11 protein-coding genes and 1 tRNA gene are annotated in these 13,516 nt (G+C 55.5%); 1 reads left to right on the top strand and 11 read right to left on the bottom strand.

The window, feature by feature from the left end; translation table 11 throughout:
- Positions 1 to 315: 315 nt before the first annotated feature.
- From E3E25_RS04780 to E3E25_RS04760, 5 genes are all read right to left on the bottom strand, one after another.
- Positions 316 to 392, bottom strand: a tRNA-Val gene (locus tag E3E25_RS04780).
- Positions 393 to 430: 38 nt separating this feature from the next.
- The gene (gene tgtA / locus E3E25_RS04775; protein ID WP_167892035.1) at positions 431 to 2,173 is read right to left on the bottom strand and encodes a tRNA guanosine(15) transglycosylase TgtA; all 1,743 of its coding nucleotides are present in this window, start codon (positions 2,171 to 2,173) and stop codon (positions 431 to 433) included.
- Positions 2,174 to 2,214: 41 nt separating this feature from the next.
- The gene (locus E3E25_RS04770; RefSeq protein WP_240910785.1) at positions 2,215 to 3,129 is read right to left on the bottom strand and encodes an inorganic phosphate transporter; all 915 of its coding nucleotides are present in this window, start codon (positions 3,127 to 3,129) and stop codon (positions 2,215 to 2,217) included.
- Positions 3,130 to 3,221: 92 nt separating this feature from the next.
- Positions 3,222 to 4,271 (bottom strand): glycosyltransferase family 2 protein, encoded by a 1,050-nt coding sequence (locus E3E25_RS04765; RefSeq protein WP_167892034.1) that lies wholly within the window; start codon positions 4,269 to 4,271, stop codon positions 3,222 to 3,224.
- Between the two features lie 24 nt (positions 4,272 to 4,295).
- Positions 4,296 to 4,607: a hypothetical protein gene (locus E3E25_RS04760; protein WP_167892033.1), complete on the bottom strand. Its 312-nt coding sequence runs from the start codon at positions 4,605 to 4,607 to the stop codon at positions 4,296 to 4,298.
- Positions 4,608 to 4,697: 90 nt separating this feature from the next.
- Between E3E25_RS04760 and E3E25_RS04755 the strand changes: the two genes are divergently transcribed.
- Positions 4,698 to 7,298 (top strand): ATP-dependent helicase, encoded by a 2,601-nt coding sequence (locus tag E3E25_RS04755; RefSeq protein WP_167892032.1) that lies wholly within the window; start codon positions 4,698 to 4,700, stop codon positions 7,296 to 7,298.
- Here the strand turns inward: E3E25_RS04755 and E3E25_RS04750 are convergent.
- The 6 genes from E3E25_RS04750 to thiC all read right to left on the bottom strand — a co-directional run bounded on the left by E3E25_RS04750 (position 7,290) and on the right by thiC (position 13,424).
- A complete protein-coding gene (locus E3E25_RS04750; protein WP_167892031.1) occupies positions 7,290 to 7,994 on the bottom strand; it encodes an ATPase domain-containing protein in 705 nt (234 codons plus the stop codon). The two genes, E3E25_RS04755 and E3E25_RS04750, sit on opposite strands and share 9 nt — an antisense overlap.
- A gap of 84 nt (positions 7,995 to 8,078) precedes the next feature.
- Positions 8,079 to 9,923, bottom strand: coding sequence for a prolyl oligopeptidase family serine peptidase (locus tag E3E25_RS04745; RefSeq protein ID WP_167892688.1), 1,845 nt, complete (start codon positions 9,921 to 9,923; stop codon positions 8,079 to 8,081).
- 42 nt (positions 9,924 to 9,965) lie between these two features.
- Positions 9,966 to 10,553, bottom strand: coding sequence for an IMP cyclohydrolase (locus tag E3E25_RS04740; protein WP_167892030.1), 588 nt, complete (start codon positions 10,551 to 10,553; stop codon positions 9,966 to 9,968).
- Entirely contained in the window at positions 10,550 to 11,482 is a 933-nt protein-coding gene (locus E3E25_RS04735) for a formate--phosphoribosylaminoimidazolecarboxamide ligase (RefSeq protein ID WP_167892029.1), read from the bottom strand. The genes E3E25_RS04740 and E3E25_RS04735 overlap by 4 nt, the downstream gene beginning before the upstream one ends.
- The gene (locus E3E25_RS04730; RefSeq protein ID WP_167892028.1) at positions 11,479 to 12,138 is read right to left on the bottom strand and encodes a phosphoribosylaminoimidazolesuccinocarboxamide synthase; all 660 of its coding nucleotides are present in this window, start codon (positions 12,136 to 12,138) and stop codon (positions 11,479 to 11,481) included. Before E3E25_RS04730 ends, E3E25_RS04735 begins: the two co-directional genes overlap by 4 nt.
- Positions 12,135 to 13,424 carry a phosphomethylpyrimidine synthase ThiC gene (gene thiC / locus E3E25_RS04725; RefSeq protein WP_167892687.1) on the bottom strand — a complete coding sequence of 430 codons (1,290 nt, stop codon included), beginning with the start codon at positions 13,422 to 13,424 and terminating at the stop codon, positions 12,135 to 12,137. Before thiC ends, E3E25_RS04730 begins: the two co-directional genes overlap by 4 nt.
- Positions 13,425 to 13,516 lie beyond the last annotated feature (92 nt).

Raw genomic sequence — 13,516 nt, 5'->3', positions numbered from 1 at the left:
CGCCCTTGCGTCGAGCAAAGCTCGACGTCGCGCAGGCGAACAAGCTTTTAGAAAAAGCTTGACCAAAACAGTACCCTTCTCATTAAATGAGCAGTGATTAGCTGTGCACTAACTAAAGACAACTTTAAGAGGGGTTTATATCTCAAATAACAACTCCAAAGCAGTTTTAACTTTATTCTCGGCGCCCAACGGGCGCCTTTCCAAGCAAAACACTCACCAAAGAGCAAGTTGAGTAAAAAACCCATTTCGGAACTTGCTAATTCTTAGAAAAGGCACCCAATTTTCCGCCAGCGCTTTCGTCAGAAAGGGCTGTTATGGTGGGCCCGCGGGGATTCGAACCCCGGACCTCCACCTTGTAAGGGTGGCGTCATAACCATCTAGACCACGGGCCCGCCCGAAATAGGAGAAGGGAGGGACGTTATAAAATTTTCTACTTCCCAACGCCCCTGCGAACCTTCACGGCTAAACCGCTCCGGAAGACCTTCAGTTCCTCACCGCTCAGGAGTGTCTGTCCAGTCGCTAGGAGCTCGTCCCTCTCGTTCACCACCAAAACCTCGTCGTAGGGCCTTATCTCGGGGTCGGCATCAACGACGAACTTGGCAAAGACGTTCTTACCCTTCCTCGCGAAGGGCTCAGCGTCACTGTTAACCACAACGCGCATCCTCGGGAACGGCAGTATCTCGTGGAGTCTCTTAGCCCCCTCGATGCCGAGGGTTAAGAGGCCATCTTCAGCCCTGAAGGTCGCGAGGTGCTTGCCCTTGGCCTTTATCTGCCTCGGCATTCCGGTCTTTCTCGACAGCTCGACGAAGGCATCTCTGAACGCTTCCCCAGCGCCTTCTCCGAACTGGTACTCCGCTATGGCCATGATGTAGCTCCTCGCCTCCCCCCTGGCGGGCTTGGTTATGGTGAAGTCCTCCTCGCCCTCGCTCTGGGCGAAGGGATAGCTGAGGCTGAGGTACTTCGGAATCCCGCCGAATATAGGGTGTTCTACCGTCTCAGGGAACTTGCTCTTAACGCGCTCTGCCCTCTCCTTAGCCCTCACAGCAGTCGGCCAGCGCAGTGCCTCCTCGCTCACCTTGAAGAAGGCACTCGCCTTGGTCACCGGCTCGTTCTTTTCGAGGTAGTCCCTATACTCCAGCAGTCTCTTGTAGGCGGCGAACATCTTCGGGTGTGAGCGGGCGCGCTCATCGACGAGCTCCCAGAGGATTCCCTCCTTTATCGCCTGCTTGACCCGGTTGAGCTCCTCGCGGATTACCCAGAGGTTGTGGAGAGCCAGAAGCCTCGTCCTCTCTTCCTTCGGCATCTCGCGGAGTTCCTGAGGCGTGTAGCGGGAACAGACCGGACAGGAGCAGGGGAAGTACTCGAGCTCCTCAAGCCTCTTCGTCCCCTCGGGCGTCAGGTAGCGGTCATCCTTGGCGTAGAGGGCGTAGCTGGCTGAGTCGAAGAGGTCAATCCCCATCGCGACCGCTAAAGCGAAAATCATCGGGTGGCCTGCGCCGAAGAGGTGAACCGGCCTGTCGGGCCTGAGCCCCTGCTTTGAAGCGATAACTACATCAACAAGGTCTTTATATCTGTAGCTCTCCATCAGCGGGACGACTGCCCCAACCGGGTGAATCTCAAAGTTCATATCGCTGAGCTTTTTAGCGGCATAGGTTCTCAAGTCAGGATAGGTGGATCCCTGGACTGCCGCGTTCATCGCGATGTTCTTGACTTCCTCGGCTTCCTTTGCCCTTTCAAGGGTTATTCTGAGGTCCTCCTCGGCCTTCTCTCTCGGTGCATCCGGTGGGGTCGGAATGTCAAGAAAGGTGCCTACATCGACGCCTATCATCTCCTGGAACTCGATTATTTCGCGGTTCGTGACGTCCACGCCGCCGTAGCGCATGAGCTGGAAGGAGCCGGAATCCACCTCGATTATGCCGTCGTAACCGAGGAGCCCGTGGATTCCAAGCTCAAGGGCCTTCTCCCTGAGTTCGGGCGTCTTGTAGATGATGTAGGAGTTAGTGATTATCATTCCAAAGCCCATCTCCCTGAGTTCCTTCGGTGTCACTATAAGCTGCTTCGGGTTGATGACCGGCATTATAGCTGGAGTCTCTATCGTTTTTCCGTTAACGGTCAGCTTCCCTATCCTTCCGGCGGCGTCTCTCGCCCTGACCTCAAACCTGAACTCGACCATCTCTCAACACCGCTGAGACCTTCGGCGGGGGGTTTAAAAGCCTAAGCTAAAAACGTGATGAGAACGTATGCTATGGTTCCCGCGAAAACCGGGGCTATTACCCAGCCCTTCACAATCCCCGCGAGGAGTTTGAGGTTCACATGCTCGCCCTTGTAGAGGCCCAGGCCGCTTATGGCCCCCACTATGGCCTGGCCCGAGCTGACGGGCAGGCCGATGAGGTTGGCCGCGCTCACTGCTAAAGATGCACCGAACTGGCTTGAAAAGGCCGACGTTGGCCCGAGGGGTGAGATGTCCCTTCCGACCGTCATCATCACCTCGTAGCTGAAGGTCAGTGCTCCCAGAGCCAGGGTAATGGCCAGAGCCAGTCTGAAGGGGCCGTTGATTCCTAGGCCCTCCATCAGTCCAGCGACGTTGGAGAGCTCGTTGGCACCGAGGTTGAAGGCCGAAAAAGCCGCCGCCGTGAAGACGAGCCACTTCTGGGTCAGTTCAAGGTTTCTTAGGCATTTTATCCTCCTCACCATGGGCTTATAGAGACGGTAGACGGCCACCGCGAAGAGCGCGGCGACGATCGGTGAGAGAACCCACGCCGATGCTATTTTTCCAACGGTCCACCAGTCGACCGGCAGTCCAAGGGCAAGGGAAGCCCCGACGAGGCCACCTATTATGGACTGGGTCGTTGAGATTGGCCTTCCCCAGAGGCTCGCGAGGGTTACAGCGGAGGCGGCGCTGAAGAGGACGAGACCGACCTCAACCGCGGACATTCCCTCGGCCAGTCCGCTGACCGTTCCAGAAACGCTGGAACCACCGATGATAACGCCGAGCGTTGTGAAGATACCTATGAGCAGCACGGCCCGTTTGAAGCCGATAACCCCTGAGCCAACGGCAGTTCCAACGGCCTTTGCACTGTCGTTCGCACCTATCGCCCACGCCATGAAGAGAGCCGTCGGGATTATCATCGTTATCACTATAGTCTATTTGTTGACACATAATCTATATAGTCTATGTAGCACATGGTTGAGCACTTAAAAGGTTTTCGCTCAGTGTTGCATCATACCCTCCCGGGGAGCACCGAGAGGTAGCCATAAACGTGGAGCGCTAGGTAAAAGGCCGCCCAGAACCAGACTATGACCGGAAACAGGAGCGCGTTTATCAGCCTACCGCCCTCGAAGAGAGTCGGTAAAAGCATCGTGAAGGTCTCGAAGAACCACCATAGGGCGAAGAGCTCAAACTGTCCGGTGATGAGAAGAAGAGGAGGAACAATCACATCGAAAAACGCCACAACATCGGAGAGGAGCAGAAAGGCCAGGTCCTTGGTGAAACCGCCGCCAAGGTTCTTCAGGTCGCCGAGAAACCAGCGCTTTCTCTGTCCCCAAAGGATCCTTAGGCTCTTTGGCATCTCAGTCCAGACCCTCGCGCGGGGAGCGTAGACGACCTTCCCAAACTCCTTAACGGCCTTCGTCGTGGCGTAGTCCTCAACTATATCCTCAACGAAGCCGCCTATCCTCTCAAGGGCCTCCCTGCGGAAGGCCGCTATCGGGCCCGGGGCTAGGCTCAGGTCGTCCAGCTCCTTCGCCCTGCGGAACATCGCTATCCTGAGGTGCTCGGCATCCTGCGCCATCTCAAGAAAAGAGCTTCCGGCGACGCGGACCTGACCGCCGACGCCGAGGACTTCATCGGAGTAGAAGCGCCTCACCAGCTCTCCCACGGCATCAGGTTCGAGAGAGCTGTCGGCGTCGGTCGTGACTACAATCTCCCCACTGGCCTTCGAGAGGCCGAAGTTCAAGGCTTTAGCCTTTCCTCCATGCTCTGCCCTGTAAACCCTCAGGTGGGGGTCTTTTACTGAGGAAGCCACTTTGAAGGTGTTGTCCTCGCTCCCGTCGTCAATTACTATAACTTCGAAGTCGGGATAATTCTGAGCGAGAGCAGATTTTATCGCCCTAAGAACCCTTTCTCCTTCGTTGTAAGCAGGGATAATGATTGAGACTTTGGGAGACCATTCCCGAATTCTGTAATTCTTGAAGAGGCTAATTATGTAATTGAAGAAAAAGTAACCGTCCCAGAGGAGGATGACGAAGAGAGCGAGGAGGAGCGGGTTCATGTTAGGGATTCCGGTGGGAAGCTTTTAATCTTTATCTGGGAGTTCCAAGGAGGGGACTTTTCCAACCCTGTACCTCACCACATAGCGACCGTGCTCGAACTCATCTTCCTCAGCCTCAAGAACCTCCACCGGCTCTATTTCCAGGCCGAAGTCCATGGCCTCCCACTTGATATCATCGAAGTAGTCGTAGAGTCCGCACGTGGCGCAGAAGGAGCCGGAGAACTCAATGATGACCTCGTCACCCTCAACCCGAAGTATTCTCGCCTGGGCCTCGCTTCCATGAAGCCTGTTGAACTCCTCAAGGATTTTCCCCAGTTGTCCAGTTTTCCTTTCCATTCTCTCACCGATTTCAGTTCTTAATCGACACTTAAAAAGTTTGTTAGGTTAACCGAATAGTTTAAAAATCCAAAGCCCAACCATCCCCCGATGAGCGGGCAGGGAATACGTTACGCCGAGAGAGAATACACTGACGAGGAGATATTTGAGATACTCAGCGAGCCGGTTAGGGAGTGGTTTAGGCGGAAGTTTGGGACATTTACGCCACCACAGCGGTACGCGGTCATCGAGATCCACAGAGGAGAGAACGTGCTTATCTCGTCTCCAACAGGTTCTGGAAAGACCCTCTCGGCTTTCCTCGCGGCCATAAACGAGCTGATACTCTTGGCCAAGGCCGGAAAGCTTGAGGACAAAATCTACGTGCTCTACGTCTCCCCGCTGAGAGCTTTGAACAACGACATCAAGCGCAACTTGGAGGGGCCCCTGGCCGAGATAAAGGAAGTGGCAAAGGAGCTCGGCTACGAGATTCCGGACATAAGGGTGGGCATAAGGACGAGCGATACCTCAAGCTACGAGAAGAGCAAGATGGTGAAGAGGCCGCCGCACATCCTGATCACAACCCCCGAGAGCCTCGCCATAGCCCTGAACGCCCCCAAGTTCCGCGAGAGGCTTAAGACGGTCAAATACCTCATCATAGACGAGGTTCACGCCTTAGCCGAGAACAAGCGCGGCACTCACCTCGCGCTCAGCGTCGAGAGGCTCGCCCACTGGTCGGAGAACGAGTTCGTGAGGATAGGACTGAGCGCGACGATTCATCCGCTTGAGGAGGTCGCCAAATTCGTCTTCGGCTTCGGTGACGATGGGAAGCCGAGGCCGGGCCTGATAGTCGACGTCAGCTTCGCCAAGGAGACTAAAATATGGGTCGAGAGCGTTGTAGATGACCTCGTTTACACGGACGCTGGGACGCTCAGCAATGCCCTGTACCGCCGTCTGGCGGAGCTCATCAGGGAGCACAGGACAACGCTAATCTTCACAAACACAAGGAGTGGCGCTGAGAGGGTCGCATACAACCTGAAAAAGCGCTATCCGGAGTTTGAGGGTTTAATAGAGGCACACCACTCAAGCCTTTCAAGGGAGGTTCGCCTGGACGTTGAGGAGAGGCTCAAGAGGGGTGAGCTTAAGGCGGTTGTGACTTCGACGAGCCTTGAGCTCGGGATTGACATTGGAACGATTGACCTCGTGATCCTCATCGGTTCGCCGAAGAGCGTTAATAGAGCCCTACAGAGGATTGGAAGGGCCGGCCACAGGCTCCACGACATCAGCAAAGGAGTAATCCTCGCCCTCGACCGCGACGACCTCGTCGAGGTTACCGTCCTGGCCCACAACGCCCGCAACAGAAGGCTTGACCGGATAAGGATTCCCAAGAACCCCCTCGATGTTCTCGTTCAGCACCTCCTCGGGATGGCGCTCAACCAGGTGTGGGACGTAGAGGAGGCATATAGGCTTGTGAGACGTGCCTACCCATACCGCGACCTGCCCTTTGATGACTTCATGAGCGTGCTGAGGTATTTGGCAGGCGAGTACGCCGGCCTGGAGGAGAGGAAGGTCTACGCGAAGATATGGCTTGAGGACGGCCGCTTTGGGAGACGCGGCAAGATGACGAGGGCGATTTACTACATGAACGTCGGCACAATACCGGACGAGGCAAAGATTCGGGTCTACACCATGGACAAGCAGATGATCGGAACGGTTGAGGAGGAGTTTGCTGAGAGGCTGATGCCCGGCGACATCTTCGTTTTAGCTGGGAGAACCTACGAGTTCGTCAAGAGCAGGGGCAACAAGATTTATGTGATTCCCCGTGAGGGGGCTAAGCCCACCATTCCAGCCTGGTTCTCGGAGATGCTTCCGCTCAGCTTCGACTTAGCTTTAGATGTCCAGCGCTTCAGGAGAGAGGTTGCAGGTCTCGTGGGAAATCGCCGCGCCAAGAGCCTGCTCATGAGAAAGTACGGCATAGACGAGAGGGCAGCCAAGGCGATTTTAGCTTATTTCCGCGAGCAGGTGAAGTATTCAACGGTTCCAGACGATGAGACGGTTCTCGTTGAAGAGGTCCTTGGGGAGAGGCGCAACCGCTACTTCTTCCACACACTCATCGGGAGAAGAGCCAACGATGCCCTGAGCAGGGCCTTTGCATATCTCGTGAGCAAGAAAAAGAAGACCAACGTCGGTGTTGCCATAAACGACAACGGCTTCGCCTTGCTCCTTCCACCCGAAAAAAGGCTGAGTGATGAGGAGATAATGTCCCTGTTTGAAATTGAAGATCTCCGTGATGTTCTTAAGAGGGCCCTTGACAACACGGAGCTCCTCAAGAGGCGCTTCAGGCACGTCGCCAACCGCGGGCTTCTAATACTTAGGAGATACATCGGAAGGAGCAAGCGCCTCGGGAGGCAGCAGGTTATGGCAGTGGCACTGCTGAGGGTTCTCAAGGAAAACCATCCGGACTTTCCGCTGCTTAAGGAGGTCTACCGTGAGATAATGGAGGACAAGATGGACGTTGAGGCTGCCGAACTCTTCCTGGGCTGGATTAAAAAGGGCAGGATAAAGGTGGTGGTCGAGCACAACGAACTCCCAAGTCCGTTCGCCTTCAACCTTGAGGTGATAGGCTCAAGCGACGTGGTCCTCATGGAGGACAGAAGGGAGATGATAAAACAGCTCCACAGAAAGATAATGGCGATGATAGAGGCGTCAGGGTAGTGAAATGACGCGGTCGTGGTGGACGACTATTCCCCTGTCGGTTATCTCATAGGGGCGCATGCTGTGATCAAACCCACTACCCCTGAACTTCAGTATCTTCAGTCCGCGGTAGAGCGTACCCTGAATATCAAACATCCTCAGCTCCATAACACCGCTCACGAGATATTCCTCGATATCAGTCTTCTGAAGTTCGGATGTCATCAGGACAGTGGCCCTCATGCGCATCATGGATTTCACGAATCCCAGGAAAGCCTTTCGGTACTCCATCTCGTCGGAGGCTGTTAGCTTCAGCATGGTCACGGGGTCGAGCACGACCCTTGTGTAATGCCTCTCCCGTATCTGTTCCCTTATCGCGTTTGTCATCTTCTCCAGACTGCCGGCGAACGACTCGAAGAAGTCCTCCACGAGGACGTACCTCTCCGAGGTCGGTGTTGCATCTATCAGAGTGAATCGGCTGTCGTTGATTCTAAAGCCCATCTTGGCCATGTCCGCCCTAAGGTTCTCGGCCGGCTCTTCAAGCGTCACGTAGAGGACGTTCTCACCGTTGGCGATGCCCGCCATTGCGAAGTGCATTGCGAGCGTTGTTTTACCCGTACCGGGAGCACCTTTGACGAGGTACGTCCTTCCAGGTATTAGACCGCCCCTGAGCATGACATCGAGTCCTGGGATACCCGTTGATATCCTTTTGCCGTACATGATTCAGCCCCTGATTTATTACTCTCATTCCCAGATATAAGAACTTTTCGAGCTTCCCGGAACAAAATGAAAATGGGCAGGATATCAAACAGCCTTGATGACAAAGGCCAGCAAATCCGTCAGCTCCTTCGCCCTCGTTTCCGGAGAGGCACCCATGTGGCCGCTCTTCGTCTCAACGCGGAGGTAAACATCTTTACTGACTTCCTTCATCCTAGCAAAGAACTTCAGGGCGTGCGCCGGATGCACGCGGTCGTCGTGGAGGCCGGTATAGAGGAGCGTCGGCGGATACTTTTGCTTTTTCACGTTGTGGTACGGTGAGTACTTCAGCAGGAACTCCCTGTCCTTCGGGTCGTCGGGATTGCCGTACTCGGGAACCCAGACGCTCCCGATGTATAGCCTGTGGAACCGGAGCATGTCAATGACGGGATAGCCTATCAGCGCGGCGTCCATCACGTCCGGCCGCTGGACGAGCGTTGCCGAGACGAGAAGTCCGCCGTTGCTCCTACCCCAAGCCGCTACCCGGTAACCCTCGCCTTTGAGCTTGTCGAGAACCGCTACGAAGTCATCGAAGACATTCTGTTTGTTCTCCCTCATTCCTACCCTGTGCCACTCCTCGCCGTACTCGGAACCGCCGCGGAGGTTGGCCATGGCGAAGGTTCCGCCGCGCTTTATGAAGGGTATCGCCTGCGGGAAGAACCTCGGGGTCAGGGCTATGTTGAAGCCGCCGTAGCCGAAGACCCACGCCTTCTTCTCATCTCTGGTTCCCTTAACGAGGAAGTAGTGAACCCTCGTCCCGTCCTTCGAGACCGCGAAGTCCTCCTCGACCCTGAAGTCCCCTTCAACTTCTTGCCCCTCTATGAGGTTGAGCTTCCCATCGAACCCGTAGAGCCTGTACGGAACCGTGAAGCTCTCGTAGCGGAGTAAAGCTCTCTTCCCGTCGGTGTCGAGTGGATAGACGCTTCCCGGGAGGTCAAAAGTTACTTCGTCAAGCTTTTCTCCATCGAACGAGTAGACCTCAAGCCGGTGGCTCGCGTGGACGAGCCTGCCGGCGAGGATTTTACCGTCCACGATGACCGCCCACTCCAGCGGGAATTCCCCTTCAGGGATGATCTCGGTAACTTCGCCGTCTTCTACCGTTATAACCTTTCCGAGGCCCTTTCCTTCCTTCGTAAGGACGTAGAGCTTTCCGTCGATTACATCGATCGGCTCCGCAGGCACCTCCGCCGAATAGGCCTTCTTCCACATTCCCGGCTCCTCAATCGGCCCGACGTATACCTCTGCCCTGTTCCAGCCGAAGGTCACGGTTACCATCGCCCACTTTCCGTCGGTGCTCTTCCTCAGCCCGATGAAGTAGCCGGAGCCGAGGCCCTCGCCGAAGACCATCTTCTCCCCGCTACCGTCCTTCCAGAAGAGCCTCACCGCTGGAGCCTTAACCCCATCGGGCGTCTCCCCGTGCCGGTAGAAGCGGGAGAAGTAGTAGCCGTCCTTAAGGAAGGTAACATTCCAGACCGAGGGCTTCATCTCGTCGATGAGCCTCCTGGTTTCGAGGTCTATGATTCGGGTTATGCCCTCGTCGGCGCCGCCTATTGAAAAACTGTAAGCCAAAAACCTCCCCTTCCCATCGGCGGTGAAGCCCTGGAGCAGAACCTCGTCGTTGAGCTCCTCCTCAAGGGCCTTGGAGTCGACTATGAGGTCTCCACCGAGCCACCTGATAAGCTGTCTATCCCTCTCCTTGTACATTGCTATGATGCCCTTCTCGGTGAGCTTTGCGCCGTAGAGGGCCGGCATTGAATAGTACTCCCATACCTCCGGGAACAGTTCGTCGCTCAGCTCCCCAATGAACTCCCTGAAGCGCCTGTTCTCCTCCTCAACGAGCCTGATAACCCGCTCATCTTCGAGGTTCTCCATCCATGCGTAGGGGTCTTCCATGAAAATCACCATCTTAACGTTCGACGAAGGGCATAAAAATGTTTAGGGAAAGGCCCTCACTTTCCACTTACTACCCTCATTAACCACCCCAATCGCCAGAACCTTGTTCTCGAAGGGCAACTCCATAGCCTTCTCGGCAAGCTCCTCTGCACTCCCAAAGACCGGGAAATCGAGCTCGACAAGGCCGAGATCGTATGTTGCCGTTACGAAGGCCTTTCCATCTTTGAGTCCCAGAGTCTTCACCCAGAACTCGTCCCGGCCGGCGAAGCCCAACCAGCCCCTGCCATCGGTCCCGATTATACCCGCTATTCTCGGCGTGCTGTAATTGTCCCTTTCGTAGTCGAGGGCGTCTAAAACGTGGGTTAGAGCCTTCTTGGGGCTCTCCCACTCAAGGGTTTGAGCGATAAAGTCCGTCTGGAGGCCGTTGGTGACAACGGCGTACCCGTCAAGGAGCCTCACCACGGGGTAACTGACGTAGGGGTTGTCCGTCTCCGTCAGGTTCTCGATGTAAACTGCCCTCCCTTTAACGATGGCCTTTCTCTTCGGGAAGGAGCGGGAGCAGAGCAAATAAAAGGCGAAGGGCTCGCCGTTCATCAGGCCAATTCCTAGAGTTCTACCCGTGTACGTCAAGTTACCACCTCCTTAAGGCGGTCCTCCTCGAGGGCGAACTTAATCTCGCGCGCTATCCTCTCGCCCATGAGCATCGGCCTCTCCCAGTAGAGGGCCGAGTACCAGTGTTTGGCATTGCTGCCGCCGTCTATGCGTGAGGCGAAGCCTATGCAGTGGAATTCACCATCGTAGGCGAAGTGGAGAGCGAAGGGACCTATGATGCCGGGAGGTTCAAGCTCTTCCATGGCCTTGACGAAAGCCAATCCATAATCGTAGAGCACTGGAATGAGCGACTCCCTCAGCGCTACGGCCTTGTTTCCCGCAATGGTGTATGGGAGGGTCCTGAAGGGCCGCCTCTTGTTTGCGTCCGCGATGACCAGGCGCTCATCAACGCCGAAGAGCTCCAAACGGTTTAAAATCGGCGAATAGAAGAAGTGGACGTAGAGGTAAACGCCGTCTGTGAAGCGTTCAATCCTGTAGGGTTCGCTCAGGCCTTTGGTCTTCTCCTCCAGTTCATAACCGTAAGCCAAGAAGTGCCCGCTTCCGCCCCTCGGTCCCTCAAGGCGGACAAAGTAAAGCTCGTCTGGCTTAGCCTCTTCGGGCTCGATGACTTCAACCATCGGAATTCCGGCCTTTTTAAGGACCCTATCCTGGAGCTCAAAGCTGGTTTCCCACTTGAGGAAACGCTTGTTGCCGAAGAACTTAGCCTTTGCTTTCTCGATGGCCTCTATGCCAAGGTATGCCACAAAAGAGCCGTGGGGTACGATGATGCCGTCATCACCGAGTACTTCCCTCATGTTTTCCGTTACGACGATTTCATCGACAAGCGGGATGGAGGAGTAGAAAGCCTTTCTACCCGGTTTGACGTAGAGCCTCGTTCTGAAACCCTCTCTCTTTGCCCCCAGGAGTATCTGAAGTGAGGAATGGGAAGCTATGGTGGAGATTATCATTCTACCACCTCCAGGAGCTCTTCCTGGCTCAAAAGCCTTCCACCCTTCATAACGCGCATCGTGTCGCCGCTGAGCTCGTCTATCACCAGAAGCTCTCCATTCAGCCTGCCGAACTCCAGCTTGAAGTCTATTAGCTCAAGCCCCTTAGCGGAGAAGAACTCCGCCAGGATTTCGGCGACCCTTTTCGTTACCTCCTTCATTTTCTCCAGCTCCCCTTCGCTCGCTATACCTAGCTGTAATATTGCTTCTTCGGTTATGAGGGGGTCGCCGAGCGAGTCGTCCTTGAGGGTGAACTCAACTATTCCCAGCTCTTGGAGGGACTTCACCCAGCCTCTGTATCTCCTGAGAAAGCTTCCGTAAGCCTTAAAGCGGTATATAGTCTCCAGCGGAATCCTCTCTGCTTTCAGAAAGCGCGCCCTCCGCTCGTCAATCCGCTCGACGAAGTGGGTCCTTATCCCGTTCCTTTCCAGCAGGCTGAAGAAGAACTCCGTCTGTCCAAGAACTGCAGTCCCCTTGCCCGGTCTCTCGCCTATCACCTCGTTGCCACCCGTGTCCTCTCTGCCGTCTTCGCCCAGCAGGGAGTCCTTGAAGTAAAAGACTAGATACGGGCCATCCTCGTAAACGTCCTTCGTTTTGCCGCGGTAGATGAGCCTCACTCGGCCTCACCCTTCCTCAGCATGTCGTTGATGAGCTTTATCGCGCAGAGGTCACCGCACATCGAACAGGCCTCTGTTTTAGTCGGCCTCTCCTTCCTTATCTCAATGAACCTGTCCCTGTCCCCGCTCAGCTCGAACTGCTTTGCCCAGTCGAGCCTGCCCCTCGCGACGCTCATGAGGTAGTCCTTCCTGAAGTCCGCCTCGAAGCGCGTCAGGTTTACCGCGTGGGCTGCTATCCTTGCTGCAATCACGCCCTCCCTCACGTGCTCCACCGTTGGCAGTCCGAGATGCTCCGCCGGCGTTACGTAGCAGAGAAAGTCCGCGCCGTTTAAAGCGGCTATCGCCCCGCCTATAGCCGCCGTGATGTGGTCGTAGCCCGGGAAGATATCCGTGACTATTGGCCCCAAAACGTAGAAGGGCGCGTTGTCCGTTGCAACCTTGGCGAGCTTCACCTGGGCCGGAATCTGGTCAATCGGGACGTGGCCCGGCCCCTCGACCATCGTCTGGACGCCCGCTTCCCTCGCGCGCTTCACGAGCCTCCCGAGGGTGTAGAGTTCCGCTATTTGAAGCTCATCGCCGGCATCTGGAAGTCCACCCGGTCTTAACCCGTCGCCGAGGCTGAGAACGACGTCGTACTCTTTGGCCAGCTCAAGGAGGTAGTCGTAGTCCCTGTAGAAGGGGTTCTCCTCGCCCCAGTGGAGTATCCATGCCGCCAAAAATGTTCCTCCGCGCGAGACCATGCCGACAACTCTCTTTACCCTCTTCATCTTCTCGACGACTTCCCTGGTTACTCCAACGTGAATAGTGGTGTAGTCAACGCCGTCCCTGAAGTGCTTCTCAAGGGCTTTCCACATGTCGTCCTCGCTCATCTCGATGATGGCCTTCCCATTTGCTAGCATCTCCTCGGCGGCCTGGTAAATCGGCACCGTTCCGATTGGCACATCAACGGCGTGCATTATGGCCTTCCTTATGGAGTCAAGGTCACCGCCGGTGGAAAGGTCCATTATCGTGTCAGCGCCGTACTTGAGGGCGACCTTGGCCTTCTCTATCTCAGCTTCGACGTCCACTATGTCGCGGGAGGTGCCTATGTTGGCGTTCACCTTAACGCGGACAGCTTCCCCGACAGCTACCGGCTTCACCCAGTCGTGGCGGACGTTGCGGAAGATTACGGTGTGGCCTTTGGCCACGCTCTTCCTGAGCTTCTCGGCATTTATACCCTCCCTCTCGGCTATGAACTTCATCTCCTCGGTGATTACCCCGCGTTTGGCCTCCTCAAGCTGGGTCATTCCCATCACCCGGTTTTAAAACCCGTTTATAACAAAGTTTTTAAATTTCAAAACTTAGTTTTTACCGCGGCTTAAAAGGTTTTGGGTGGTCA

Origin of the sequence: Thermococcus sp. MAR1, assembly GCF_012027305.1 — an archaeon.
In the GTDB taxonomy this organism is placed as follows: Archaea; Methanobacteriota_B; Thermococci; order Thermococcales; family Thermococcaceae; genus Thermococcus.
The sequence above is the reverse complement of the archived record's forward strand: the minus strand, read 5'-3'. Positions and strand labels throughout refer to the sequence as shown.

What these genes read in the sequence shown, in the direction of transcription:
- E3E25_RS04765 (WP_167892034.1), bottom strand. Translation starts at nt 4,271, where the DNA reads ATGAACCCGCTCCTCCTCGCTCTCTTCGTCATCCTCCTCTGGGACGGT.
- E3E25_RS04760 (WP_167892033.1), bottom strand. Translation starts at nt 4,607, where the DNA reads ATGGAAAGGAAAACTGGACAACTGGGGAAAATCCTTGAGGAGTTCAAC.
- tgtA (WP_167892035.1), bottom strand. Translation starts at nt 2,173, where the DNA reads ATGGTCGAGTTCAGGTTTGAGGTCAGGGCGAGAGACGCCGCCGGAAGG.
- E3E25_RS04750 (WP_167892031.1), bottom strand. Translation starts at nt 7,994, where the DNA reads ATGTACGGCAAAAGGATATCAACGGGTATCCCAGGACTCGATGTCATG.
- thiC (WP_167892687.1), bottom strand. Translation starts at nt 13,424, where the DNA reads ATGACCCAGCTTGAGGAGGCCAAACGCGGGGTAATCACCGAGGAGATG.
- E3E25_RS04770 (WP_240910785.1), bottom strand. Translation starts at nt 3,129, where the DNA reads ATGATAATCCCGACGGCTCTCTTCATGGCGTGGGCGATAGGTGCGAAC.
- E3E25_RS04755 (WP_167892032.1), top strand. Translation starts at nt 4,698, where the DNA reads ATGAGCGGGCAGGGAATACGTTACGCCGAGAGAGAATACACTGACGAG.
- E3E25_RS04745 (WP_167892688.1), bottom strand. Translation starts at nt 9,923, where the DNA reads ATGGAAGACCCCTACGCATGGATGGAGAACCTCGAAGATGAGCGGGTT.
- E3E25_RS04735 (WP_167892029.1), bottom strand. Translation starts at nt 11,482, where the DNA reads ATGATAATCTCCACCATAGCTTCCCATTCCTCACTTCAGATACTCCTG.